The organism is Paenibacillus campinasensis (genome assembly GCF_002272015.1).
Classification (GTDB): Bacteria; Bacillota; Bacilli; order Paenibacillales; family Paenibacillaceae; genus Paenibacillus_AQ; species Paenibacillus_AQ campinasensis.
This window is the reverse complement of record NZ_NPBY01000027.1, coordinates 89,590-115,711: the sequence shown is the minus strand read 5'-3', so window position 1 is coordinate 115,711 and position 26,122 is coordinate 89,590. Positions and strand designations below refer to the sequence as shown.

At 51.2% G+C, this 26,122-nt stretch carries 25 protein-coding genes and 1 riboswitch; of the genes, 8 read left to right on the top strand and 17 right to left on the bottom strand.

All coding sequences use genetic code 11. The annotated features are described in order from the left end of the window. Positions 1-144: 144 nt before the first annotated feature. The 5 genes from CHH67_RS08245 to CHH67_RS08225 all read right to left on the bottom strand — a co-directional run bounded on the left by CHH67_RS08245 (position 145) and on the right by CHH67_RS08225 (position 5,259). The gene (locus CHH67_RS08245; RefSeq protein WP_095264688.1) at positions 145-858 is read right to left on the bottom strand and encodes a potassium channel family protein; all 714 of its coding nucleotides are present in this window, start codon (positions 856-858) and stop codon (positions 145-147) included. 252 nt (positions 859-1,110) lie between these two features. Beyond that, positions 1,111-1,932, bottom strand: coding sequence for an AAC(3) family N-acetyltransferase (locus CHH67_RS08240; RefSeq protein WP_095264687.1), 822 nt, complete (start codon positions 1,930-1,932; stop codon positions 1,111-1,113). Positions 1,933-2,053: 121 nt separating this feature from the next. After that, the gene (sdhB, locus tag CHH67_RS08235; protein WP_095264686.1) at positions 2,054-2,818 is read right to left on the bottom strand and encodes a succinate dehydrogenase iron-sulfur subunit; all 765 of its coding nucleotides are present in this window, start codon (positions 2,816-2,818) and stop codon (positions 2,054-2,056) included. A 13-nt stretch (positions 2,819-2,831) separates the two neighbouring features. Next, the gene (gene sdhA, locus CHH67_RS08230) at positions 2,832-4,577 is read right to left on the bottom strand and encodes a succinate dehydrogenase flavoprotein subunit (protein WP_176475536.1); all 1,746 of its coding nucleotides are present in this window, start codon (positions 4,575-4,577) and stop codon (positions 2,832-2,834) included. A 13-nt stretch (positions 4,578-4,590) separates the two neighbouring features. Continuing rightward, positions 4,591-5,259 (bottom strand): succinate dehydrogenase cytochrome b558 subunit, encoded by a 669-nt coding sequence (locus tag CHH67_RS08225; RefSeq protein WP_095264684.1) that lies wholly within the window; start codon positions 5,257-5,259, stop codon positions 4,591-4,593. Positions 5,260-5,658: 399 nt separating this feature from the next. Between CHH67_RS08225 and CHH67_RS08220 the strand changes: the two genes are divergently transcribed. Continuing rightward, positions 5,659-6,567, top strand: coding sequence for a LysR family transcriptional regulator (locus tag CHH67_RS08220; RefSeq protein ID WP_095264683.1), 909 nt, complete (start codon positions 5,659-5,661; stop codon positions 6,565-6,567). Between the two features lie 113 nt (positions 6,568-6,680). On the opposite strand, the gene CHH67_RS08215 is transcribed toward CHH67_RS08220, so the two are convergent. Continuing rightward, entirely contained in the window at positions 6,681-7,355 is a 675-nt protein-coding gene (locus CHH67_RS08215) for a potassium channel family protein (protein WP_095264682.1), read from the bottom strand. A gap of 17 nt (positions 7,356-7,372) precedes the next feature. Next, a complete protein-coding gene (locus tag CHH67_RS08210; RefSeq protein ID WP_095264681.1) occupies positions 7,373-8,713 on the bottom strand; it encodes a TrkH family potassium uptake protein in 1,341 nt (446 codons plus the stop codon). Positions 8,714-8,782: 69 nt separating this feature from the next. Then, positions 8,783-8,941, bottom strand: a riboswitch (cyclic di-AMP (ydaO/yuaA leader). Positions 8,942-9,254: 313 nt separating this feature from the next. On the opposite strand from CHH67_RS08210, the gene CHH67_RS08205 reads away from it, so the two are divergent. Continuing rightward, the gene (locus CHH67_RS08205) at positions 9,255-10,937 is read left to right on the top strand and encodes a CPBP family intramembrane glutamic endopeptidase (RefSeq protein WP_095264680.1); all 1,683 of its coding nucleotides are present in this window, start codon (positions 9,255-9,257) and stop codon (positions 10,935-10,937) included. Here the strand turns inward: CHH67_RS08205 and uvrC are convergent. Together uvrC and trxA are read right to left on the bottom strand one after the other, a co-directional pair. Further along, on the bottom strand, positions 10,912-12,909 hold the full coding sequence (gene uvrC / locus CHH67_RS08200; protein WP_095264679.1) for an excinuclease ABC subunit UvrC: 1,998 nt from the start codon (positions 12,907-12,909) through the stop codon (positions 10,912-10,914). The two genes, CHH67_RS08205 and uvrC, sit on opposite strands and share 26 nt — an antisense overlap. A gap of 114 nt (positions 12,910-13,023) precedes the next feature. Continuing rightward, on the bottom strand, positions 13,024-13,341 hold the full coding sequence (trxA, locus tag CHH67_RS08195) for a thioredoxin (protein WP_095264678.1): 318 nt from the start codon (positions 13,339-13,341) through the stop codon (positions 13,024-13,026). A 243-nt stretch (positions 13,342-13,584) separates the two neighbouring features. Here trxA and CHH67_RS08190 point away from each other — a divergent pair, with 243 nt between their 5' ends. Next, a complete protein-coding gene (locus tag CHH67_RS08190; RefSeq protein WP_095264677.1) occupies positions 13,585-13,740 on the top strand; it encodes a YqzM family protein in 156 nt (51 codons plus the stop codon). A 102-nt stretch (positions 13,741-13,842) separates the two neighbouring features. Here the strand turns inward: CHH67_RS08190 and dnaI are convergent, their stop codons facing one another. The 3 genes from dnaI to CHH67_RS08175 all read right to left on the bottom strand — a co-directional run bounded on the left by dnaI (position 13,843) and on the right by CHH67_RS08175 (position 16,908). Then, positions 13,843-14,796, bottom strand: a complete 954-nt coding sequence (dnaI, locus tag CHH67_RS08185) for a primosomal protein DnaI (RefSeq protein ID WP_095264676.1) — start codon at positions 14,794-14,796, stop codon at positions 13,843-13,845. A 101-nt stretch (positions 14,797-14,897) separates the two neighbouring features. Beyond that, positions 14,898-16,406, bottom strand: coding sequence for a DnaD domain protein (locus CHH67_RS08180; protein ID WP_095264675.1), 1,509 nt, complete (start codon positions 16,404-16,406; stop codon positions 14,898-14,900). 202 nt (positions 16,407-16,608) lie between these two features. After that, positions 16,609-16,908 carry a YuiB family protein gene (locus CHH67_RS08175; protein ID WP_095264674.1) on the bottom strand — a complete coding sequence of 100 codons (300 nt, stop codon included), beginning with the start codon at positions 16,906-16,908 and terminating at the stop codon, positions 16,609-16,611. Positions 16,909-17,159: 251 nt separating this feature from the next. On the opposite strand from CHH67_RS08175, the gene hemQ reads away from it, so the two are divergent. Beyond that, on the top strand, positions 17,160-17,909 hold the full coding sequence (gene hemQ, locus CHH67_RS08170) for a hydrogen peroxide-dependent heme synthase (RefSeq protein ID WP_095264673.1): 750 nt from the start codon (positions 17,160-17,162) through the stop codon (positions 17,907-17,909). Positions 17,910-17,989: 80 nt separating this feature from the next. On the opposite strand, the gene CHH67_RS08165 is transcribed toward hemQ, so the two are convergent. After that, positions 17,990-18,244, bottom strand: a complete 255-nt coding sequence (locus tag CHH67_RS08165) for a hypothetical protein (RefSeq protein WP_095264672.1) — start codon at positions 18,242-18,244, stop codon at positions 17,990-17,992. After that, on the bottom strand, positions 18,244-19,437 hold the full coding sequence (locus CHH67_RS08160) for an NAD(P)/FAD-dependent oxidoreductase (protein WP_095264671.1): 1,194 nt from the start codon (positions 19,435-19,437) through the stop codon (positions 18,244-18,246). The genes CHH67_RS08165 and CHH67_RS08160 overlap by 1 nt, the downstream gene beginning before the upstream one ends. 490 nt (positions 19,438-19,927) lie before the next feature. Here CHH67_RS08160 and CHH67_RS08155 point away from each other — a divergent pair, with 490 nt between their 5' ends. Further along, positions 19,928-20,929, top strand: coding sequence for an NAD(P)/FAD-dependent oxidoreductase (locus tag CHH67_RS08155; RefSeq protein ID WP_095264670.1), 1,002 nt, complete (start codon positions 19,928-19,930; stop codon positions 20,927-20,929). 194 nt (positions 20,930-21,123) lie between these two features. Here the strand turns inward: CHH67_RS08155 and sda are convergent, their stop codons facing one another. Together sda and CHH67_RS08145 are read right to left on the bottom strand one after the other, a co-directional pair. After that, the gene (gene sda / locus CHH67_RS08150) at positions 21,124-21,267 is read right to left on the bottom strand and encodes a sporulation histidine kinase inhibitor Sda (protein WP_095264669.1); all 144 of its coding nucleotides are present in this window, start codon (positions 21,265-21,267) and stop codon (positions 21,124-21,126) included. A 324-nt stretch (positions 21,268-21,591) separates the two neighbouring features. Next, positions 21,592-22,254, bottom strand: a complete 663-nt coding sequence (locus CHH67_RS08145; RefSeq protein WP_095264668.1) for a YheC/YheD family protein — start codon at positions 22,252-22,254, stop codon at positions 21,592-21,594. A 216-nt stretch (positions 22,255-22,470) separates the two neighbouring features. Between CHH67_RS08145 and CHH67_RS08140 the strand changes: the two genes are divergently transcribed. Both CHH67_RS08140 and CHH67_RS08135 read left to right on the top strand, forming a co-directional pair. Continuing rightward, the gene (locus CHH67_RS08140; RefSeq protein WP_095264667.1) at positions 22,471-22,680 is read left to right on the top strand and encodes a hypothetical protein; all 210 of its coding nucleotides are present in this window, start codon (positions 22,471-22,473) and stop codon (positions 22,678-22,680) included. A 277-nt stretch (positions 22,681-22,957) separates the two neighbouring features. Continuing rightward, positions 22,958-23,833: an outer membrane protein assembly factor BamD gene (locus tag CHH67_RS08135; protein WP_095264666.1), complete on the top strand. Its 876-nt coding sequence runs from the start codon at positions 22,958-22,960 to the stop codon at positions 23,831-23,833. Between the two features lie 274 nt (positions 23,834-24,107). Here CHH67_RS08135 and CHH67_RS08130 read toward each other — a convergent pair whose 3' ends face one another. Continuing rightward, positions 24,108-24,467, bottom strand: a complete 360-nt coding sequence (locus CHH67_RS08130) for a HesB/IscA family protein (RefSeq protein ID WP_095264665.1) — start codon at positions 24,465-24,467, stop codon at positions 24,108-24,110. 418 nt (positions 24,468-24,885) lie between these two features. Here CHH67_RS08130 and mqnE point away from each other — a divergent pair, with 418 nt between their 5' ends. Beyond that, on the top strand, positions 24,886-25,992 hold the full coding sequence (mqnE, locus tag CHH67_RS08125; protein ID WP_095264664.1) for an aminofutalosine synthase MqnE: 1,107 nt from the start codon (positions 24,886-24,888) through the stop codon (positions 25,990-25,992). The last annotated feature ends 130 nt before the right edge of the window (positions 25,993-26,122 follow it).

Sequence of the window (26,122 nt, the reverse complement as noted above, 5' to 3'; positions counted from 1 at the left end):
TGCAGGGAGGATTTTGTTACAAAAATGAAATATATCTGTTATGAAACTCTAACAGCGGCAGGTTACACTTATCACATGACCCCCTTTTGAGAATATATATATGGTGTTGGGACCCGGAAGCTCGGGTCCTCTTTTTTTTTTTACCTAGCTGTGTTCTTCAGATGAAGATTTCTTCTCGTTGCCTGACTCGGATTCCTCTTCCGCTCGCTTGTTCACCTGGTCCTCTCCGCGAGTTTCCAGCTCTTCATCGGAGCCGGGACTCATCATCAGCCGCAGCGTACCCAGCATGGACAAGGCATAGCCTACTGTAACAAAACTGAAAGCCATCTGCATGATGACTACGAGCCGCGCCGTATTATCCACCGCTACAATGTCGCCGTAGCCCACCATCACAAATGTGGCCACACTGAAATACAGAAAGGCAACCCCCTGGCTCAGCAGGTCATCACCGATCGGTGAGCCTGAGAACGAGCTGTTGCCAAACAATTTATAGATCGACGTATAGACGACGGCAAAAAACAAAACGCACATCACCGCTGCCATGCTGATCCGCTCCACGACCGTTCTGAGCCGGACCTCCTGGTGGGCAGATTCGGAAATCTTCTTGAATATGTACAGGACATAGAACACCACCGAGCCGAGCGAGAACAATACAATCGTTGCCCGAAGTCCTCCTGGCCCGTGAAATACAGCTGTCAGATCAATCCATTCCAGCAAATCCTCCACCGATATGAGCACATAAATCAGCAGCGGTGCAAGCAGTAGAGGTCTGCTGGACCACGCTTTATCCGCTTTGTAAAAAAGATATACCAGCACTGCCAGCCCGGCGATATTAAGGCACCACATCCACCAAGTCACATTGATTCCCTCCTCAAGCGGGCCATCCCGGGCCCACTCCTTACGGGGTTATTACCCGTTGACGGGGGATGATGTAACCGGGAGATATTCCTAGATTCGATATCGGGAGCCACGCTAACCAATCAAATCCTCCCACCGGACGGATGATAGCACGGTGATACGAAGGCTTGATGCACCAGCATCGGCGGCGGGAATGCCCCGGCTCCCGGACATGCAGCTTGCGAACAGAGAGACATGCGGGGGTACTCCCAGCTACGGTGTAGGCCGCTCGGCCTTCCGATGCGCCTTCAACCAATTCACGGCATAATCAACCATCTTCGGCTGCGCAGCCAGCAAACTTGGGGCGTTTCCAATCTGACCCCGGGACCAGGCATCCGGATATGCGGCCTCGAAAGCCATACCCAGCTGCTCAAAATCATCGGAATAAAAGTTGATATCTTCAAATGTGACCCATTCCGTCCTTTCCCCTGCTCTTCGGATCGGAGCGCAGGAGGTAATGACCTTCTTGCCCTCCCAGTCGGCTCTGTATTCAGCCAGGTGGAACGATGTATTCGTGGCATGCCCCGTTCCGAGATGAAGCACGTAAGCACCTGTTTCATATAACCGGGCAAGCGGGGACGGATCCCCCAGCCCGAAATCCAGCTCATGTGGACACATGAGCTGCTTAGCCAGAGGGCCGCGCGCGGCAAAGGATAGTTGCGGATGGCTGCTGCGAACAACGCCAGCCTGTTTACGAAACGTCTCCGCAATGACGCCCATGCCAGTTGTCACCGTTAAATCGGGATCATATGGCGGCATTTCATCCCGGATGAGCTGCCACCACGCCTCGGCAGCCGGCGGGTTTCTCCACGTTGCCGGGTCCGTCAAGTTGGACGATTGAGTCGGCATGACCAATGTACCCTCCCGGCCGATCGCCTCCTCCAGCGCCAGAATGACCGCCTCGGGGCCGCCCGGAATCCACCCCCCTATGCTTTTCAGAGAAGAATGCACCAATAGCGTCATTCCCTCCGTCACCCCGAGCACCTTCAGATCACGCACCATATCGTTCATAGTAATGGGTCTCTCGATAATCAATCCGATTCCTCCTCCCTCATCATGCGACAAGCACCCGACCAGTCAGAAGCCCGGTCGGGTGCTTGAAGAATACGCTACTATAGCAGCGATTATAGGTTCGGTTCGCGGGCTGGCAGCCTCGTTATACGCTGAGCCAGCGTTTGAACATGTGCTTGGTTGTTTCCTTGTTCATCTCGGCGATGGAGGTGGTCAGCGGAATGCCTTTCGGGCAGGCACGCACACAGTTCTGCGAGTTGCCGCAGCCCTCGATGCCGCCATCCTGCATCAACGCCTCCAGACGCTCTTCCTTGTTCATCTCGCCTGTTGGGTGCGCGTTGAACAAACGCACCTGGGAGATTGCTGCCGGACCGATGAAATCCGTCTTTTCGTTAACGTTCGGGCAAGCCTCCAGGCACACCCCGCAGGTCATGCACTTGGACAGCTCGTAGGCCCACTGACGCTTGCTCTCAGCCATCCTCGGCCCCGGACCAAGGTCATAGGTGCCGTCGATCGGAATCCATGCTTTTACGCGCTTCAACGCCGTGAACATGCGGCTGCGGTCGATGATCAGGTCGCGCACAACCGGGAACGTCTTCATCGGCTGAATGCGAATCGGCTGCTCCAGCTTGTCAATCAAGGCAGCGCACGCTTGACGAGGCTTGCCGTTGATGACCATCGAGCATGCGCCGCATACTTCCTCCAGACAGTTGGAGTCCCAGCATACCGGAGCCGTTGTCTGGCCTTGCGCATTTTTCGGATTGCGCTGAATTTCCATCAGCGCGCTGATTACGTTCATACCCGGACGGTAGGGAACCTCAAACTCCTCGGTGTACGATTTGGATTCCGGGCTGTCCTGGCGGGTTATAATAAACTTCACGCTCTTAGACGCGGTTGCTGTTTGAGCCATGTTAAATCCCCCTTTACTTATCTTTCGAATAGTCGCGAACACGCGGCGGGATTAGGGAAACATCCACTTCTTCATATGAGATTTCCGGTCCGTCCGGCGTCCATTTCGCCTTCGTTGTTTTCAGGAAATTCTCGTCATCCCGGTTCGGGAACTCTGGTTTATAATGAGCGCCGCGGCTTTCATCGCGGAGCAGTGCGCCCAGCGTCATGGCCTCAGCGAGCTCCAGCATGTTCCACAGCTGTCTCGTAAACGCCACACCCTGGTTGTTCCAGCGGGATGTATCGGTCATGTTGATGTTGCGGTAGCGCTGCTTCAGCTCTTTAATTTTGTCAATCGTAGCCTGGAGCTTGTCATTGTAGCGAACAACGGTCATGTTGTTGGTCATCCACTCGCCGAGCTCCTTGTGAATCACATAGGCATTTTCGGTGCCTTCCATCTTGAGCAGATCCTCATACTTGGTGGTTTGCTCTTTCGCGAACCGATCGAATACGGAGGAGGAAATGTCCTCGGAGGATTTCTTCAATCCCTTCACATATTCAATCGCTTTCGGTCCAGCGACCATGCCGCCATAGATGGCGGATACAAGCGAGTTCGCGCCCAGACGGTTCGCACCATGATATTGGTACTCACACTCGCCGGCTGCAAACAGCCCCGGAATGTTCGTCATCTGATTGTAATCTACCCACATGCCGCCCATGGAGTAATGAACCGCCGGGAAGATTTTCATCGGAATTTTGCGCGGGTCATCGCCCATGAACTTCTCGTAAATTTCGATGATGCCGCCGAGCTTGACGTCCAGCTCCTTCGGATCCTTGTGGGACAGGTCGAGGTATACCATGTTCTCGCCGTTAATACCAAGCCCCATATCGACGCAGACGGAGAAGATTTCTCGCGTCGCGATATCGCGTGGAACAAGGTTTCCGTAAGCCGGATATTTCTCCTCAAGGAAATACCAAGGCTTGCCGTCTTTATAAGTCCAGATCCGTCCGCCCTCACCGCGTGCCGATTCAGACATCAGACGCAGCTTGTCGTCACCCGGAATGGCAGTAGGGTGAATCTGGATGAACTCGCCGTTGGCGTAGTGTACCCCTTGCTGGTATACGGCGCTGGCTGCCGTTCCTGTATTAATAACGGAGTTGGTCGTTTTGCCAAAAATAATGCCCGGGCCGCCGCTGGCCAGAATGACCGCCTCGGCCTTGAACGCGCGAATCTCCATCGTGCGCAGATCCTGGGCAGTAATGCCCCGGCACACGCCCTCATCATCGATGATGGCCTGGAGGAATTCCCAGTTCTCGTATTTGGTAACGAGACCGGCCGTTTCCCACCGGCGCACCTGCTCATCGAGTGCATACAGCAGCTGCTGGCCTGTCGTTGCTCCGGCAAAGGCCGTACGGTGACGCTTCGTACCGCCGAAACGACGGAAGTCAAGCAGCCCCTCAGGCGTCCGGTTAAACATAACGCCCATGCGGTCCATCAGGTGGATAATGCCCGGAGCCGCTTCACACATCGCTTTCACCGGCGGCTGATTCGCCAGGAAGTCCCCGCCGTACACGGTATCGTCAAAGTGCTCCCAAGGAGAGTCGCCCTCCCCTTTGGTATTTACTGCTCCGTTAATGCCGCCTTGTGCGCAGACGGAGTGAGAACGTTTTACGGGTACAAGTGAGAACAGATGAACATGGGCTCCTGCTTCCGCCGCCTTGATGGTTGCCATCAAGCCTGCAAGACCGCCGCCCACTACAATAATATTAGATGCCATAATAGGTTCACTCCCTTTAACTCAAGACTGTCTTAGCTATATCGATCACGGCGTTTGCCGCTTGGAACTCGGCGTCTCTGAATCCGGTCATAGCCAGAATGAACATGACGCTCATTACAACGAACAAGCCCATGCAGATGTACGTCGATATGCGTTGAGCACGCGGACCGACGGTGATGCCCCAGCTGACCAGGAATGCCCACAGACCGTTTGCAAAGTGGAACGTAGCGGATAACACGCCGACCACATACAGCGCGAACAGTACTGGATTGCTGACGATCCCGTGCATAACGGCTCCCAGCTCATCATGCGTGATCTTGCCGATCATGATCTGGAAGCGCGTATCGTACATATGCCAGATTACGAATACAAACGTAATGACGCCGGTGATCCGCTGAATCATGAAGCGAATGTTGCGCTCATAATTGAAATTGCCTACGTTATTGTTCGCCTGGTAAGCGATATACAGTCCATAGACGCCGTGGTACAACAGCGGCAGCCAGATCAGAAACAGCTCCAGGAAGAAGACGAGCGGCATGCTGTTCAGGAAATGCACCGCCCCCATAAAGCCTTCCTTTCCACCCTCGAAAGCCTTATAGTTGGATATCATATGGCTGATCAGGAATCCTCCAAGCGGTATGACACCAAGTAATGAATGCAGCTTTCTGGAATAATACCCTTTCATCAGTTGACGTTCCCCTTTCCGATGTACAGCGTTTTCAATTTCATACTTTCGAACGAATTCATTTCATTTGGAACTGCTTACGCAATACATTGAAACTCGCGTTTTTTCAACGACAAATTGTTCTCTATTTCCCTAATCTGTGAACAACCTGTGTCACATTTCATGTTACTCCTTTTTTTCTTATAATGGAATTGCAATATAATTATTAAACGTTATAATTTATACGCATAAGCAAAATGTCCGGTATGGTTGCCTGTGCAGATCGGCCGCAGCTTCGCGGAAGTGATCTCACCTTACGAGCCGGACAGGCTTGGCGCATAGCCGCAAACTTGCGTTTCTTCAGCAAATCTTCATATTCACTACCTAATATACACTACCATATAACAGGAGGATGTAGCCATGTTCGAAGAGCTGGACGTCTTTGCCGTCGTCGTTGAGCAATCCAGCATCAACAAAGCTTCCAAGCTGCTCAACCTGTCCCAGCCGGCGGTCTCCCGCAAAATCGCCAAGCTGGAGGACGAGCTTGGGCTGCAGCTGTTCAACCGTCGGGGCAAGCGACTGGAGCTGACCTCGATCGGACAGATCGTTTATACCTTCGCCCTGGAGCAGCGGCAGCAGCAGTTGAAGTTTATGCAGACGCTGGCGCATTACCGCGAAGGCGAGCAAATCTCCATTACGCTTGGCGCCAGTCTGACCACGCTGCAGACGACGCTGCCTCCGCTTGTGAATGCTTTTATGGAGAAGCATCCGGCGGCGGAAATTAAGCTGGTCACTGGCAAGACTCATGAAATCGTATCTTATGTAAGGGAACGACGCGTGGATATCGGCATCGTTGCCTCCTCCATCAATCAGCCGGGGCTAAAATGCATTCCGCTCTTTGACGATCATCTTGAGCTGGTCATCCCGCTCGGCCATCCGCTGGCGGAGCTTGAAGCGGTCAGCATCGAGCATCTGCAAGGACTGCCGATGATTATTTTCTCCACCGGCACCTGGTACCGCAAGCTGACCGATGATCTGTTTCATCGCTGGGGCATTATGCCCGACATCCGGATGGAGATCGATTCCTTCGAGGCGATCGTCCGCCTCATTCCAACCTGCAAAGCGGCGGCGCTGCTGCCCAAATCCTATTTGCGCCCGCAGCTGCTGTCCGATAACGGTCTGCTCGACATCCATATCCCCGCTTTGATAGAGACCCGGCGGACCACTTCGCTCGTCTATGACGAGTCCTCGGATTTGAGCAGTGCGGCCAGACGCTGGATCGCCGAGACCGAGGTGCTGTTCACTGAGCTGCGCAAGCTGAAGGCATAGGGGCTGGCTTGCAACCCACAGTAGCCGCCTAGCCTTATGACAACAAAGCGATCATCTATACACCGCATGTTCCGTGTACGCATGATCGCTTCTTCCTATTATATAAGTGCGGATTAACCTTCCTGCGAGTTGACAACCTCATTCTCAAATCGTTCCACGTTCTCATTCGAACCGATAACCACCATAATGTCACCGGCATGCAGCACATCCATCGCCGTTGGCGCCACAATGATGCCGGAAGGCTTGTTGACCGCCACGACGGTAACCCCATAACGAACCCGCGTGTTAAGCTCGCTTAATGTTTTTCCATCCATGCAGTCCGTCACCGTCAGCTCAACGACCAGATAGTCTTTGGACAGCTCGATATAATCGAGAAGGTTAGGGGTAACGAGCTGATGAGCCACACGAATGCCCATATCTCTTTCCGGGAAGATCACCCGGTCTACGCCCAGCTTCTCCAGCGCTCTGCCGTGCAGCACCGATATCGCTTTGGCCACGACCGTGCCCACACCAAGCTCCTTCAGCAATATAGCTGAAAGAATGCTCATCTGGATATCGTCGCCGATCGCCACAATGCCGCAGTCGAAGTTGCGGACGCCAAGCGACTTCAGCACTCCCTCATCCGTAGCATCCGCCACGACGGTATGCGTCAGCAGCTCGCTCATATCCTCCACAACCTCTTCGTCCCGGTCGATGCCCAGAACTTCATACCCCTGCTCCATCAGTTCAATGGCGAGGCTCGATCCGAACCGCCCTAGACCGATCACTACAAACTGTTTTGGTTTCATGTTTCCCGTCATGCTCCTTACCCAATAATCATTTTGCCTTCCGGATAACGGTACAATTCTTTGTTTTTATTCGGACCCAGCGCATACACGAGCGTCAGCAGTCCAAGCCGTCCCGCAAACATCGTGAAACAGATCAGCACCTTGCCGAAGGCCGTCAAATGAGGTGTCAGCCCCATCGACAGCCCAACGGTGCCGAAGGCCGATGTCGCCTCAAACAAGATCTCCAGAAAATGTCCATCCTCCGTAGTAGATAAAATCATCGCAACGGTCAGCACAAGCAGCACCGCGAGCAAAGCAATCGTCAATGCCTTCAGAATCCGCTCCTGAGCCAGCCGGTAGTGGAACAGCACAATGTCCTGACGTCCGCGCATCATGGCGACCACCGCCCCGATCATCACCGTAAAAGTCGTCGTTTTGATCCCGCCCCCGGTCGATCCCGGAGAGGCGCCGATAAACATCAGAATGACGATGAAAAATTGTGTCGCCTGCCTCATTCCCGTAATGTCAATCGTGTTCACTCCGGCCGTTCGGGGCGTGACCGACTGGAGCAGGGCCGCCAGCGTTTTGCCGCCGCCATCCAGGGCACCGAGCGTTCTCGGATTCGTGAACTCGAACACCATAATGACAACGGCTCCGACCAATATGAGCGCTCCGCTCATGGACAGAACGACCTTCGAATGCAGGGACAGCTTCCGTTTCTGGCGAAAATCAATCAGATCCGACAATACCACAAATCCAAGTCCCCCGGAAACGATTAAAAATATGGAAACGATGTTGATCAGCGGGTCACTCACGTACCCCGTAAAGCTGTGAAATTGTCCAAACAGATCAAAGCCCGCGTTATTAAACAGCGATATGGCATGAAAAATCCCGAAATAAACGGCCTGCCCGGCCGGCATGTCAAACGCCCAGCGTATCGAGAACAACGTGGCACATACGGCTTCAATAACAAATGTATAAATAATTACCCTCCTGATCAGCCGTACAATCCCTTCCACTGATGTCTGGTTCATGGCCTCCTGCAGCACCAGCCGGTCCTTGAACGAGATGCGCCGCTTGAACATCAGCGCGAACAGCGTTGCCATCGTCATAAAGCCTAATCCGCTAATCTGGATGAGCAGCATGATCACAAGCTCGCCAAAGGTGCTGTAAGTTGTCGCCGTATCAACGACGACTAGACCTGTCAGACATACAGCCGATGTCGCGGTAAACAAGGCGTCAATCGCTCCAAGCGGCTCCCTGCTGGTTGTTGCCACCGGCAACATCAGCAGCATTGTCCCGATCCCGATGAGCGCTGCGAAGCCAAGCGTCAGGATTTGCGGCGGGGACAACTTGAGCCAAAATAATTTCGGGTTCAACTTGTTCACCTTCTGTTGATAAAAGTCAAAGAAAAAAAGACACTGGAAATCCAATGCCCCTTTCTGTTCTGGTTCCTGTGCTGCAGCCTACGAGGTTAGCTGACGGGTTCGGGCTTTCACAGGTTGCCCTATTCCTCCTCATTCATGATGAATCATGAATGACTTAGGAAATTCACCCCAATTACATGGTTCCCCCATTTTCTGGTCGAAATTCGGCTGTCTTATTTTCTTTGCTGAAAGCATGATGTGATTATAACGCAATCGCCTCACGAACCCAATGCTGTTTTTGCTGCAAAATATCTTTAAAAACGTCCGATTTGGGCATATTCAAGAATACGAGCACCTGCTTCTCTTGCATTTTCGTAAGCTTTCATTCGTTTTCATCGATTATTTAAAAAAATGACAGAGGGATAAGCTCCGTGAAGGGCACATATCTATGTTATATTGACTTATAGTTGTTTGAACTCTTCCACATCCGATACTTTCATACTGACGATAGGTATCTAATTTGCAGCAGTTATCCATCTCGAGGAGGAATTTCATGAATCGAATTCAAGAACCGCTGAAACTCAAAGCTAATTTCAGAACATTAATGATTCCAGCCATCGTCGGCCTCGTCTTGTTTCTGCTTCTGCAGATCGTGCTGCCCACCGCCGCCGATCCGGAGCTTCAGACGTCTGTTGTGATCACCAAGGAGGAAGCCTCACAGGCTGCCTCGGAATTTGCCAAGGACCAGTTAGGCTTCCCTGTAGAAGAAGCGACAGAAACGCTGGTGACTTATCAGTCGAATTCTGCGTTGTATGGATATTTGACCAAAGAGAAGAAGCTCGACGAGTACAATAAAACCTATGAGCAACAATATCCTTATGACGTATTCCGTGTTCGCTTCACGCTTCCGGGCTTGGACGCGCTGCTGGTGGATGTACATATGCAGACCGCGGCGGTTATCAGCTATACCCTTGATGCCGCGCACTCGAGCTATGACCGGATTGAGCTGAATACCGGCGCGGTACGGCGGGAAATGCTGCTGCTAGCCGAAGGCAACATGACCTTGTCCGAGAAACAAGCACTGGCAGAGCCCTGGCTCCAAAGGTCCGGCTATGATCCAGCCAGCCTGGAACTGCTTACGCAGGAGGGCGAGCCCAAGCTGGAATATGCCGATCCGTCAAAATCCGTTCTGGATGCTCAGCTGAAACTGGAGTTCACGTTCGAAGACCGCCAGCTGCGCTCGTATCAGCAGGCCTTCGATGTTCCGGAGCAGCATACCGCCTATGTGGAGAAGCAAACGCAAAACGCGCTTATGCTTACGCTGATCGGGTACGGTTTGTTCACCCTCGTGCTCGGAATTCTCGCGATTGTATACAGCGTGAAAACACGTGCCCACACTTCTTTTAAACGCGGAGTGTTTCTGGCGCTGCTGCTGTTTGTCATCCAGATGCTGAACACCTACAATTTGATGCCTGTGTTCAAAGCCCAGGGGATGTCCAGTTTCGGAATTGCATTCATGATGATCTTTTATGTAATATATTCCCTCGTCTTCTCGGCCCTTCTGTACTTCTCGCTGGTGGGCGGAGACGGGCTGTGGCGTAAGGAGGACGGGCTCAATGTGTGGCCGCGGGCGAAGGAACCGGGTTATGGGCCTTATGTGCTCGACAGCATGAAGCTCGGCTATCTGTGGGCATTCATCTTGCTTGGCATTCAGTCGATCATCTTCATCATACTGAGCCTTACGCTGAATACCTGGGCAACGACGGATTCGGAGCAATCGCCATACAACATGCTGTATCCGTGGCTGTTTCCTTTGATGGCCTGGTTCGCTGGCATATCGGAAGAGGCCGTTTACCGGCTGTTCGGGATTAAAATGGTCAAAAAAATCGTGCGCAGCACCTTTGTCGCCAGCTTGATCACTTCGATCATTTGGGCTCTCGGACATACGCTGTATCCGATCTATCCGATTATTTCCCGGCCCATCGAGCTGGTAATCATCGGCCTGCTGTTCAGTTATATCTTCCTGCGATACGGTTATTTGACCGCCATGTTCGCCCACGTCATCTTCAACAGCACCCTGATGGGAATCAGCCTGATCCTGCTGAGAGACGCAACCAACGTGGTGATGGGGGCCTTCTATATCGCGCTTCCAGCACTGGTCGCATACGTCATTTACCGATTTAACCCGCAAAAAAAGGAGAAGCCGTATACTACGACTCCTCCCGAAGCGCTTTAAGAATATCATTCGCTAATTTTTCACCGATAGAAAGGGGCCGGAAGTCTTCGACACTGGCCTCTTTTATTTTTTTGACCGAGCCAAAATGCTTGAGCAGCATCTTCCGGCGCTTCTCCCCGATGCCCGGAATAGCGTCCAGCTTGGAGGAAACCATCGATTTGCCCCGCTGCTCGCGGTGGAACGAAATGGCGAACCGGTGCACTTCATCCTGTATGCGCTGAAGCAGGTAGAATTCCTGGCTGTCCCTTGGCAGCGCCACCGGCTCAGGCGGATCGCCGACCATGAGCTGCGCCGTCCGGTGCTTGGCGTCCTTCACCAGGCCGCAGACCGGGATGAACAGTCCCAGCTCGTTCTCCAGCACATCGACCGCTGCCGAGATTTGGCCGCGTCCGCCGTCGACCACGATCAGATCCGGCAGCGGCAGGTTCTCCTTGAGCACCCGCTCATACCGGCGGCGAATAACCTCGCGCATCGTCTCATAATCATCCGGCCCCGATACGGACCGGATTTTATATTTGCGGTATTCCTTCTTGTCCGGCTTGCCATCGGTAAATACCACCATTGCCGATACCGGGTTGCTTCCTTGAATGTTGGAGTTGTCAAATGCCTCAATCCGGTGCAAAGACTCCAGACCGATAATCTCGCCCAGATTAGCTGCCGCAATCGAGGTGCGCTCTTCATCGCGTTCAATCAGGCGGAACTTCTCATCAAGCGACACTTTGGCATTATCGGAAGCCATGCCAACCATCTGTCGCTTCAAGCCCCGACGCGGAACCAGAACCTTGATACCGAGCCACTCCTGCAGCGCCTCCGCTCCGCCTGCCGCATCAACGAGCCCGGCCGCTTCAGCCGCTGCTTCGGCCTTCGCCTCAGCCGCAGTAGGTTCGGCACTGTCTGTCAGAACAGTTGGCTCGGTCGTTGCCACATCTGCACCAGCAGGCGGCTTGGCTGCGGCTTCACCAGCTTCCTCGCTGTCCGCATCGGCTGCTGCGCCGGACAACTGCGGGCCCGGCAGCAGAATTTCCTGCGGCAGCGCCGGATTGCTGCTGTAATACTGTGCGACAAAGGACAGAAAGTCGCTGTGGGGGTCGCCGTAGAACGGAAATACGGAGGCGTTGCGCTGCACCATTTTTCCCTGGCGCATATATAGAATCTGCACGCACATCCAGCCCTTGTCCACCGCATAACCGAACACGTCCCGGTCCTTCTTGTCGGTAGTCGTGATCTTCTGCTTCTCCATCAGAGCGTCAATATGCATGATCTGATCACGCAGCTCCTTGGCCCGCTCAAAATAGAGCTCCTCCGCAGCCTCGTGCATTTTCCGCTCGAGCTCCTTCCGGATCTCCTCATGCCCGCCGCTGAGGAATGACTGGATTTCGCTCGTAATCTGCTCATAGTCCTCCCGGGGAACCTCCTTCACACAAGGGGCCAGACATTGCCCGATGTGATAATAGAGGCAGACCTCCTTCGGCATGACACCGCATTTGCGCAGCGGATACATGCGATCCAGCAGCTTCTTCGTTTGCTGGGCGGCCGAGGCGTTCGGATACGGGCCAAAGTATTTCGCTTTATCTTTCAGCACCCGCCGGGTCACTTCCAGCCGGGGATGCTCTTCATTCGTTATTTTTATATATGGATACGTTTTATCGTCTTTCAGCAATACATTGAAGCGAGGCTGATGGGTTTTGATCAGGTTGCACTCCAGAATGAGCGCCTCCATATTGCTGCCGGTCACAATATATTCAAAATCACGGATTTCGGAAACCATCAGCTGGGTCTTGCCATTGTGGCTTCCCGTAAAGTAAGAGCGTACCCGGTTCTTCAGCACCTTGGCCTTGCCGACGTAGATGATGGTGCCTTCCCCGTTCTTCATCAGGTAGCAGCCCGGCTGATCAGGCAGCAGCGCCAGCTTGTGCCGGATATTCTCCAGAGCCTTCTCCTGCTCCTGAACCCGCTTGGCGAAATCGTTCATACCCTTCCCCCTCTCCTAGGAGACATTATACTACGAATAAACCGCACAAAGCGCCCCCGGATTATTCCGAAGGCGCTTATAACGTTGCTTGCTGCTTGGAGCGTCAAGCTTGAATTATTGATGTTTCGCAATGATGCCCTTCAAGGCTTCTTTGGAATTCAAACCAACCACTTTGTCGACAGGCTGGCCGTCTTTAAAGAAGATCATTGTCGGGATGCTCATAACGCCGAAACGAGCTGCAGACTCAGGATTCTCGTCCACATTCACCTTAGCGATTTTCACATCATCGCCCACTTCCTGAGCCAGTTCGTCCAGGATTGGCGCAAGCATTTTGCAAGGTCCGCACCAAGGCGCCCAGAAATCAACAACAACCGTTCCTGTGCTTTCCACTTCGTTAGCAAAGGTTTGGTCGGTAACATTTACAATTGCCATATTGTATTCTCCTCCTTACAGGATAAGTATATCTTTAACAAAGATGCCGATTTTAATGTCGACGAAAATAGTATACCACATTTTTCAGGAAAAAGTGAAATATACTCACCTAAAGAAAGGTAGTAATTCACCTCCCTTATTCTTTACAAATGATTTGCCAATTGGGTATACTACTAATAACAAGTCCGGTGAATGTCAAGGAAATGGATCACAGGCATGTTCACCTTTTAGGAGGCTAGCACCATGGATGTAAACGTTCACGTTAACGATCCACGGGAGCACGTGAATGAAGAACCGCGGAATGACTTTGGCGATTTGATGGCTGGCTTTATCGGCATGTTCGGTTTCATGACCATCATTTTCTTCGGCTTTGTCATTATCAAGTATCTGGTCGGTTAATCGGCGGCTCCTTGAGCTCTAACATGAAAAGTCTGATCCTGTTCACAGCTTAAGCTGCGATCGGGATCAGACTTTTTCTATTGTCATCTTCCGTTTCACTAATCAGAACTTGCCCCGCTGATTCTCCCCGAACAGCTGCACCACATCGACAAAAGGCGCAATCCGGTTCATCAGCCGCTGCCCCTTGTGAAGCTCCTCCCCATCCTTGCTCGTAAAGCTCAGATGGCGCTCCAGCCCGTCCAGCGGATAATTGGAGGTATAGAAGGTCGGTTTGCGATTCATCCGGTAGTTCAGAATCGAGCCGAGGACGTGATCCCGAACCCAGGGATTCAGGTTCTCAGCACCGATATCATCAAAGATGAGCAGGTCGCATTCCTTCATCGTCTCCGTCATTTCCTTCAGCTTCTGCCCTTCCTGCATCATCGATTTCAGATCCTCGACGAAGTCCGGCATGTACACGATGACGCCGGTATAGCCAACCATCGCCAGCTCATGCAGCAGATAGCACATCAAATATGTCTTTCCCGTCCCGAATGCCCCAGTTAAATACAGGCCGCGCGGTGACAGACCATTCTCCTTGACGTCCTGAATATAACGGAAGATCTGATGAACAGCGGGAGCGCGCAGCCTGTCCTTGGCCATAATCTCCATGTTGTTATAACCTTCGTTAAGCGCGTGATCATCCACGTAGAAGCTGCGGATCCGTTTGCGGATCATCTCTGCGTTGGTCTTAGCCACCTGCAGATGACAAGGCGCTTTCCGTTCATAGATCTCCACGGTCCCGTTCACACGCTCGATATCAAGCTTGCTGAAATGTCCCTGGAAATCATTTGGGCAATGCTCCAGCCCCGGGCATTGCTCACAGTGCTTATGGTCTCCGGCATACTGATACAGCTTGCTCAGATTCAGCCGGATCACCCGATCATCGATCTCGGGGTATTCGCTGCGGAGTGCGCGAATTAACGGATTCTGCAGCAGTTCCTCTGTAATGCTCTCCGTCCGGCGGCGAATATCCGGATTCTTCAAATGGTCCAGCAGCTGACCCAGCGATTCCATCGCGATCTCCCCCTCCCTCTTGATATGTTCAACGATTCGTGCAGGCATCATTGCCTGCTACCATCATTCATCCGATCATTCATTCGTTAACATAGCGGGCATTACCCGCCCTTCTTCTTGCTGGCCTGCATCTCGGCGGCAAACCTTAACATCTCTTCAAATTCTTCATCGGACACGGCCTGTCCTGACGCATTCCCCTGGGCCACCGGAATGTCCGGCTTCACCTTGCCGCCCTTGGCGTATGTACGCGCCCGCGAAGCCGCCTTCTGTTTGCCTTTCATTTTGGCCTGATCGCGAATGTATTGAACCGCCTTCTCATAGGTATCCACCTGCTTCAGCAGCATGTTGGAGGCGATCGCCTCCACGAAATTGCGATTGATCCGCTGCTCTCCATCCTCGGCGATCAAGGTCATCAAATAATGAATGAGCACATTGATTACCTCTTCAGGCAGCTTGTAGCTCAAGTCGATCTTCTCGAACATATCCATAAACGGCGACGGAATCGTCCCCGGAAAAAATGTCTGCAGCAGCTTCGTATACGGCTCATTGCGAAGCATCATATTATATTGGTGAATATCACATTTCGATTGAAACTGTAGCGGAACTTCCACATAATATTCCATCTGCACCGGATGCTCCTGTGCCGGCTCGTCCGGCTCGCCTTCCAGCTCCTGCCGCAGCGCCACGACCTTGCCTGCCGTGATCTCGCGCTTCTCCTGCAGCTTCATGCCCTGCCGGAAATGAAGGCTGGCCTTATGTTGCAGATCATCAAGCACAATCTCTCCCTGGGAGGTAAATATACCATCCTCATCGAGCAAACGGCATAAATCCTGCACGCTGAGGTTGTATTTCCGAACGACATAATTGACGATCCCCATCTGTTCATGATCATAGCGAAGCCGCTCGACAAACACCCGGTTGCGCGACTCGCGCGGGAAGCGAAGGATAATGTCCGCATAATTCAGCCCGCCGCTATCCTGGTCAGAAGAAAGGGACCGGACTGGCTTGCTCCCGGCAGACACCTCTTCCAGCGCCTGTTCCAGCTCATAATCGATGACATGGGTGTTCAGCTCAAATATATCGTAAAAGGGTACCGAAATATTCTCCTTGTTCAAGGATATCCCAGACCACTCCTGCGGCTCCTTGCTCCACAGCTCCTCGCGCAGCGAGAGCACAGCGAACTTGCCCACCTTGTCCCGAAGCAGCAGCGTCAAGTGCTGTGTCTTGAAGAACTCGGCCGGCGACAGCGGTGCCTGCAGCTCATATTCATAGATGTAATCATCGGTCTCGGCCACTACCATGCGGCTCGTCTGGAGCAGTCCAACCGCTTCCAGCTTCGAGGTCTGCTCAATTAGATACCGCCGCCCCTTCTCGCTTGGCTCAAGCCCGAGTGTCAGGAACAATCTGCGCTGCTGCTCAATGGCCGAATATCCTACCTTCTCTAGCGGAATATGCGAGACAAGCAGACGGTATAAACTGATGGCGAACGCACCGACCATCGGCTGATAGATCGAACTGAGCATTTTGTCGTCCAGGACGCTCACACAGAAGTCACGGTATACGCAGTAACGGTGATTCTCGGTAAAATGTAAGAAATTTGTCATGCGCATCGTTATCTGCTCCCCCTGCCTCACAAAAATAGACTGCCTCTATTCTATCATAAATCATGTCCCTGCAAGCCAGTTCCTCGCATCAAAAATTTCTGGCATTTTCATCCCCGCCTGGTCAAAAGAAAAACGGCCTTCCAAACCGGAAGAGCCGCCGCGGTTCTCTGATCTCCATCCGCTCAGGGTAGAGATTTCAGCCAAGCGATTAGAACATTTTAAAGCCTTTGATGCGAAGCGTGCGGATTGTCCACCCGCTCATATAAGCTCCTATAAGCCCAGCGACACCGGTCAAATAATCAACCAGCTGGAACGAGCCCACGTGGGTCCAGAACGGAACTTCTCCCCGATCCCACAGGCTGTATACAACAACCGGCAGGATGACAATCACAAATAAAAAGCACGGGAACCAGGTTGTCTTCATCAGCATATTCAAGATGAAGCCGATTCCAAACATCATAACAAAGAACAAAATCATCAGTACTAGTACAGGAATAATGGAAAGCATAATCGCTGTTTCACCTCGACTTTATCGCTTCAGCTGGACGTTCTCCACTCTAATAGGTAAGAAGTGTATGTCGCCCGCGCTTCAGCCCGTTGTTAGTTTACTAAAAAAATGATGACAGATCAACGAACATTCCATGAATCTATATCCGAATCGTTTGCCCTGTGTCCATCGCTTGCAGTACAATGGATGAAGAGTGCGGCGCCCTTAAGGCGCGGCAAGCATTACGACATATGATGTTTAGGAGTGATCTCATGAACGAAGCCGCCATGACGCTGGAAGGCTGGTATGCTCTACACGATTTTCGCACCATTGATTGGTCGGCCTGGAAAGCGGCAGACGATGAAAAGCGCGCCTTCGCGCTTGAAGAGCTGAATGCTTTTCTGGCAGAATGGGAAGCTGTCGATGCCTCCAAGCAAGGAAGCACGGCTGTATACACCATTGTAGGCCAAAAAGCCGATTTTGTATTTATGCACCTGCGTGAAACGCTGGAGGAATTGAACGCCATCGAGAATGCTTTTAACAAAACAGCGTTCGCCCAATATACAATCAAAGCTTATTCCTATGTCAGCATCGTAGAGCTCAGCAATTACCTTGCCGGCTCCTCCGATGAAGATCCGATGCAAAATCCGCATGTGATCGCACGGCTCAAGCCTTCGCTGCCGAAATCGAAGCACATCTGCTTCTATCCGATGAACAAAAAGCGCGATCTGTCGGATAACTGGTATATGCTCAGCATGGAAGAGCGCCGCAACATGATGAAGAGTCATGGTTTGATCGGCCGCGGCTATGCCGGCAAAGTGAAGCAGATCATTACCGGCTCGGTCGGCTTTGACGATTGGGAATGGGGTGTTACCCTGTTCTCCGACGATGCCCTTCAATTCAAGAAGCTGGTGTATGAAATGCGCTTTGATGAAGTGAGCGCCCGTTTCGGGGAATTCGGCCCGTTCTACGTCGGCAATCTGCTGGACAAGACCTCGTTCACGGAATTGATGAAGGTATAACTATAACGATCCCCTTGTACAAAAAGGTATGCTCCCGGTTAAGCTATCCGGAAGAGCATACCTTTTTTTGCTTATCGAGGTCAGACTTGCTCGTCGTCCTCCTGCTTGTTCAAGGATTCCAGAAACTCCGCTGTAGCGCGATCGCGCGCCCGCCCTTTATCCTTCAGCCGCTCAATTGCCGGCATGATGAGAATGTCCACTTCCTTCTGAACCGTATAGGCCAGGTCATACTTTTCCTGCGATTCCAGATAAGCGCCAACCTCCATCAATGCATTGTAACGGTCCAGCTCATCCCGGGTCAGCAGTCCGCGGACTTGAACGCTGCAATGTCTCATTACAGAAACCTTCCTTTTTTGAGCACGAGCGGAATGCCTCCAATAATGAAGAGATACCGCAAGTCAACTAGTTTCTTCAATTGTGCGGCTTTCCAGCCCTGATATTTCTTGTCCCCCACAACCGCAATGCCTTCACCCTTGCCGAGAGAAGCCACGGTTCCTTTATTGTGGAACTCAAACGTCTTCATCGGTTTGTTCCGGATGGAAGCTACGATATTCTGGGCACAGCATACACCCTGCTGCATCGCAATTTGGGCGGTTGGCGGATAAGGTCGTCCCTCATCATTAAAAATAAGCGAGTTATCGCCGATAATATAAATGTTCTCATATCCAGGCGCACGCAAATATTCATCTACCTTAACACGGCCGCGCATCGTTTCGAATCCTGCGGCTTCAACCAGACGATTGCCGCGAATACCGCCTGTCCATACGATCGTTGCGGCTTTAATCTCTTCGCCGCTGCTCAGTATGACGCCGCCCGGCAGACATTCCTGGATCGCAGTTCCGAACTTGAAGGTGACGCCCTTCTTCTCCAGCGTCTTGATGGCATAATCCACAAGCTCCGGGGCGAAGCCCGGCAGTGCAGATGGAGCCGCCTCGATGTTGTAGATGTTGACAAGTGTAGGGTCCACATCAAACTCTTTGCACAGCTTCGGAATCCGGTCAGCCAGCTCGGCCACAAATTCGATGCCGCTAAAGCCTGCGCCGCCGACGATGAAGTTGATTCGTTCCTGCGGTCTGCGCTCGTTCTTGAATAATGCAAACTGGTATTCGATATGCTCGCGGATCAGACGAACCGAATTGATGCTCCGGATCGTCATCGCATGCTCCGCCAATCCCGGGATGCCGAACGTTTCCGGCTCGCCGCCGAGTCCAATGACCAGGTAGTCGTAGGACAAGGTGCCGTCCTCAAGGATGACCTTTTTATCGTGAAGACGAATTTCCTGCACTGAGGATTTGACCAAATCGATTTTGAATTCATCAATCAGTTTGGAAATCGATACCCGCGTATTTTCGATGCTGTCTGTTCCCGCTGCCGGCATATGCAAATGGGTCGTTATATAATGGTAGTCATGGCGATTGACCAAGGTAACGTCCGCCTCGTTATAATTCAGCTCTTTTTGCAGCCGCTGCGCTGTCAATATGCCACCGTAACCCGCGCCGAGGATTACGATCTTCGGTATGCTGCTCATTCTACTGCTCCTTCCAGCTTACTCTTTATCTGTTATCTGTACAGTATGGTATAAAGATGTTAACAATTTGTGAAAAACGTGCAGAAAAAGAGATGAGCCCCTTCATCAGAGCCCACTCACACGGTTTTGACCCGATTGTCTTTATGCTGTCCACACGTCAAGAATGATAAGCGTGCAGTACATATTCAACATGAAGCTAACACTCAATGAACACAAGTTATCAACGTTAATAATATGCATAAACCTTACAAATATCAAGTTTTTTTTGAGGTATTGTCCACAGGAAAAGTACGGATAGTTCCGATGTCCTCCGTCATTAAAACGACATCATCTGACCTTGCTTGGACCTTCAGCATATATCTTGTCTTTTCAGTGTCGTCCCGGAGGATTATAATAGTTAAGGTATATCGAAATGAATCAGTCCGATCCCAGAGGCGAGCATTCGTCTGTCTGATTCGAATATAAATTCAATGATGGAGGTGCTTACCGCATGACCACGGTGCAACAAGAGAACGGCATGACCGATCTGATCATTATCGGGGGCGGCCCTGCAGGTATGTTTGCCGCTTTTTACGGAGGAATGCGTCAAGCTTCGGTCAAGCTCATTGAGAGCATGCCTCAGCTTGGTGGCCAGCTGGCCGCGCTATATCCTGAAAAATACATTTATGATGTGGCCGGCTTCCCTAAAGTAACCGCTCAAGAGCTGGTGAACAACCTGTCCAAGCAGATGGAGCTCTTCAACACCGACATCCGGCTGGAAGAGAAGGTCCTTTCGGTCAAGAAGCTGGAGGAACGCCATTTTGTTGTGACAACAAACCTGGGCGAGCATCATGCCAAGGCAATCATTATTACAGCCGGCGTTGGAGCATTCCAGCCGCGCCGTCTCGAGCTTGAAGAAGCCGAGAAGTTTGAAAAACGCAATCTGCACTACTTCGTGAACGATTTAAGCCAGTTTAAAGGCAAGAAAGTGCTGATCAGCGGCGGGGGCGACTCTGCGGTCGACTGGGCGCTGATGCTGGAGCCGATCGCCGAGCAGGTGACACTCGTGCACCGTCGCGACAAATTCCGTGCTCATGAGCACAGTGTCGAGCAATTGATGGCGTCCAAGGTGAACATTATCACCCCGACGGAGATTAGCGCACTTCATGGCGAGGAGACGATTACCAAAGTGACGCTCTCCCACATCAAGACCCAAGAAACCCAAGAGATTGAAGTGGACGATGTAATTGTCAACTTCGGTTTTGTATCATCGCTCGGACCGATTTCCGAGTGGGGCATCAACATCGAAAGCAATTCGATTGTCGTAGATTCCCGAATGGAAACCAGCATTCCGGGGATTTTCGCAGCAGGCGACATCACAACCTATCCAGGCAAGGTCAAGCTGATCGCCGTCGGCTTCGGTGAAGCCCCGACAGCTGTGAACAACGCCAAGGTGTACATCGATCCGGATGCGCGTCTGGCTCCTGGACACAGCAGCAACATGAAGCTGTAGATCCGCTCGCATCTGCCAGAATAATACAAACAAAAAAAGGTATCTCCATCCCGCTGTCCGGTGGGGTTGGCAGATACCTTTTCTATTTGTGTAGAGCAGCAAGCTTCAAATACGGTGGATAATTGCTAACAGATCCAATGCTTCGTCATGCTGTTCCTTGGACATTTATCTCATCTATCGTTCATCAGCCTATACTAGTGCAAAACATTGCCGGAATTGGTGTCCAAGTTCCGTTTTTGAATTTCGGCCAGCAGGAGAGTGATAAACTCTCGTTCCAACTTTAACTCTACAGCCATATGATAGGAATCGAGCAGCATCTCATCCGACAACATAGCCATCTCTTATACACCCCTTCCTCTTTTTTCCTGGGTCTATCATAGCAAACATTAAATAGTGGAACAACTGTTCGCTTATCCACACCCAACTGTGGAAATCCTGTGTATAATTTGTTGGTAAGTATTAAAAATGTGCTCGTATCAACGTGGATTATGGGGATAAATGTTATACACAGGTGAGAAGCCAAATCTACTATAAAAAAAATTAATCACCTATTATATCGGTTTTTTTGTGTCAATTATTAAATACCCTATTAAATTTTCATATAAACGCTTAGATTTGGTCTCATTGGATAATCTTAGGGAGGAAGGGCATCCTATAAGAGATCAGCTCGGACGCGTATTAACTTCCAGAATCCAGATCTTCCCTTCTTGATCGATGCCGTAATCAAAACCGAGCTGTGCGATTCCCGGGAATTTGGATTCCAGGAGCGCAATGCAGTGCCGGGTGAGGCCGCGCATCTCCCGTCGTTTCTCCCTTACTTTCACACGCGGCAGGGATAACACCATCGCCTGGGTTCCTCTCAGCAGACTTCCGCCTTTGCAAATATTCGTGACAATCAGTCCCGGACTGGCAAGCCGGCCGACCATAGCCTTAAACCGCCAAGCGCCTCTTTCCTTGACCACCTTCACCCGATAATCCAGCGGACGGCCTCGTATTTTGGCCAAATGTATCCCTTGCTGAATCATGTATTCCCTTTTTAATTTCATGCGTGCAAGTACCCTCATAAGGGCATCCATCGTTTCCACATGAACCGTGCGTCTTTTGTAGGTAACCATGTAACCCGTACCGCTTTTGAGAATGCGTATGACACCATTGCCGCCAGTCCCGATAATCGGCTTGATGACAACCATGCCATGCTCCTCCAGCATCGAGGTCAGAGCCTCGGTCCCAAAAGCCTGGGTGGCCGGAATGTAGGGAGCAACCTGCGGATCAGACAGCAATGCCTCGGTTTTGAGCCATTTGCTGGCCAATTGTCTTCCCGCCATAGCTGCTTTCGCCTCCTTTATTCATGACATATCATATAGTACTCTCTAACGCACTGTCCCTCTTGGATGATTGTCCGGTATGGGATGCCTAATAATTGGCGGGCACCGCCCGTTCTGAAGCGCTATTCCAAATCAAGCCGACATGTCGTATAGTAAGTACAAGGCATACAACGACGTACACAAGCTAAACGGAGTATAATGAGGAGGATTCTTACCTTGGAACAATTATTTGAAATATTGTACTGGGTGGCAATCGTGGGGATGTCTGTCGCTCTTGCAGCGGTCACGGTCCTTATATTTGCCATCGGCTTCAAATTTATTAAGAGCAACCGCAAGGGACTCGGCGTGGGCTGCATTGCGTTCTCCCTTGTCGCAGCCGGGATGATTGTGCTCATGCTTAATGACACCTTTTTCTTCCCTGCCTGATGTTGCCATATCCCATGCGATTGCGATCAGCCATGCAGCTGTCCACTCTATACCAGAGGAGGCAACTGCATTTTTTGTTTGAACCGCGTTTTGCTCACATATAAAAAGCCCCCAATCAAACGCTCCTCCGTAACCATCGCTGACGGAAGTCGATTATGTGCTGCATGAATGGACATGTCATTTCTGTGCACTGCAGTGTTCCCTGCCATGACTACATCCCCAAAAACACTTATTGAAAAATAATCCTTAAGTCAGGTATAATTGGGCAATATTACCCATGATATTGAAACTTTTAACCATTCTGGTTGTCGCTGCTTTATTGGTATCAGGCTGTGCGTACTCATCAGATTCAAAATCCGATCCACCCCCCGCTTCTTCAGTTAACAACGAAGTCACACCTGCGGACGAATTGCTTGCGAGGGGGAAGGCCAAGCAAGAAGAAGGGGATGATAAAGCGGCAAGGAGAACCTTCCGATCTGTCATTAGAAATCATCCTGATTCAGCAGAAGCCGCCGAGGCTCAGTTGCTGATCGATCAAATAGACGAGAAAGCGGCCAAGGAAAAAGAAGAAGCCGAAGCTGCGGTTTTGAGAGAAATAGAGGAGGCCGAGGCTGCTGCACTGAAGGAACAAGAGGAAGCCGAGGCCGCTGCAAAACAAAAAGAAGAAGAACGTGCTGTAAAAATAAAGCAGACGCTCTCTGCCTTCCGCAAGAAGGTTGACGAGATCAAGGAGATTGAGTGGTATTACGATCACGCTACATCTGAATACATCAATACGAATGACATTCACTTATACATAGGAGTCCCTAAACATGGCGATCCATTCTTACGGCTCCGCATTCGCTACACTGCGGACAACTGGTTATTCATAGAGAAATACATCATCAAGGCCGACGATTCTAAATACACCATGCTTCCAGGCTACTTCAACGTCCAGCGCGATAACAGCGGCGGGGAGATATGGGAGTGGTACGATACCAGCCCTACCTCGAACGAAATCGAGATGATTCGATCTATTATTGAATCCGAACAGACGACGCTCCGGCACGAAGGATCGCAATACTACAATGACCGCACCATCACCAATTCGGAAAAAAGAGCGTTAAAAAACGTGTTGGATGCGTATGAACTCATAACCGCCACGAATCCTTAATACCTAGCCCTCAATGGAGCAATCCTGCGAGGGCTCATTTTTTTATCCTTCTCTAGCGGTCCTTGTCCCATATAGCCAATCCAATTGCTTGATCAGCCCCGGCGTCTTCAGCACCGTGTACTTCAACTGCTCAAACGCAAACATATAAAAAAGCCTCTACAGCGAAAAACACGCTATAGAGGCTCTAACCGACAATCCTTAACGGTACCAGAATGGCTGGTATGGGATTATCGTTCATATTACAGGAATCTAAGCTTGTATGAGCATTATCCGCTTAGCACGGCTCCTCGCTTGGCTTGCCGGCATCGGTAGCCGTACGGAAGGAAGCCCCGCAGCCGCAAGTAACGGTCGCATTCGGGTTGTGGATTGTAAACCCTCCGGTCATGCCCGATTCCTCAAAATCAATTTCCAAACCGTTCAGGTATTTGATGTCATCCTTCTCCACAACAATTCTCAAATCCTGAACATCCATATATACATCAGCTTCCGTCTCTTGGTCGTCAAAGCCCATGGCATACGAAAAACCGCTGCAGCCGCCGGCAGTTACCCCCAAACGAAGGAACATATTTGGTGCTTCCTGTTCGGACAGCATTTCTTTTAAACGTTCTGCTGCCGTTTCACTGATTGTGATCATAGGTCATCCTCCTTTCGCTCATCTTTTAGTATACTCCTCTCTTCTCAATCCCTCAAGCATCATTCCCCCTGCCCGCCGCCATATATTTCCCTTCAGGCGGGGAAAATATGGCGATCGCCCCGTTAAAGTACGTTTTGACGGTCTTCTTTGCGTTATCGCTTTTCCCCAATAGTATTGCCCCTCCGAAATGTGAGGTTTATAATAGGGAAGGAACCCGGGCGGCAACGCACCGGATGGATCGTTTGTTCCGCCGGCCTCGCAGCCGCCGGAAGCGATGGGATTATTATTGTATATTTTTTCACAAAACGATCGTGCCTCGGCACGCAAACAAGAGGACCGTTCCCGCTTGGGAATGATCCATTTTAGCACCTCGATTCTCTGATACAGAGAATGGAAGGTGTGAAGAGGAGGATGGAGCATGTCCACAATCGTTACCCCCTACACCGACCATAGAATGGCGGAAATCGCCGATAAGGTACGCAATGGCGTTCGTCTTTCTCTTGAAGACGGTGTATATCTGTACGAAACCGATGACCTGCTGACCCTGGGGCAGCTGGCCAATGAAGTGAATCTGCGCAAGAACGGGAAAAAGGTTTATTTTATTGAAAATATGAGCCTTTATTTCACCAATGTATGTGAATCCCACTGCGCTTTTTGTAATTTTAGAAAAGATCAGGGCGAGGAAGGCGCGTACACCCTTTCCGGTCAGGAAATGATTGAATATGTTGAGCAGCATATCCATCCGGGTGTTCGGGAATTTCATATTGTCGGCGGACATAATAATCATGTGCCGTTTCAATATTATGTGGACTCGCTGAAGGCGCTGAACGAGCGCTTCCCTGATGTTACACTGAAGGCTTACACAGCGGCAGAAATCGAATTCTTCACCCGCATCAGCGGTCTCAGCACGAAGGAAGTGCTAGAGGAGCTGCGCAAAGCGGGCCTGAAGACGCTCACCGGCGGCGGGGCTGAAATTCTGTCGGATCAATACCGTCAGAAAATGAAAGTCGATAAAGCCAATGTCGATCAATACCTGGACGTGCACCGCACCGCGCATCAGCTCGGCATGAAGACGCATACGACCATGCTGTACGGCGCGATCGAAAGTCATGAAGACCGGATTCGCCATATGATCCAAATCCGGGATCTGCAAGATGAAACCGGAGGCTTCCTCGTCTTCATTCCGCTGTCGATGCAGCCGAAGAGCAAGAATGCCAGCATTATGCGCCGCAACTCGGCTTATGAAGACCTGAAGACCATCGCCATCAGCCGTTTGATGCTGGACAATTTTGACCATATCAAGGCCTATTTCATTAATATCGGTCCACAGCTGACCCAGGTTGCTCTGAGCTTCGGAGCCTCTGATGTGCACGGCACCATTCTGAAGGAAAGAATCAGCCATGCTGCCGGAGCATTGACACCGGAAGGACTGACGCGCAAAGAGCTCGTCTGGCTGATCAAGGGTGCAGGACGCATTCCTGTGGAGCGCGATACGTTCTATAACGAAATTAAAGTATACGAATAAGAAGTATAACAAGCCAGCCTAGACCAGACCGAATCAAGCCTATACAGATACAGAATGTTCCCGATAGCGGAAATTCGGTTAAAGTGATCATATAGGGTGGAAATCCATAAGCCGCTTATAGCGGCGTTTT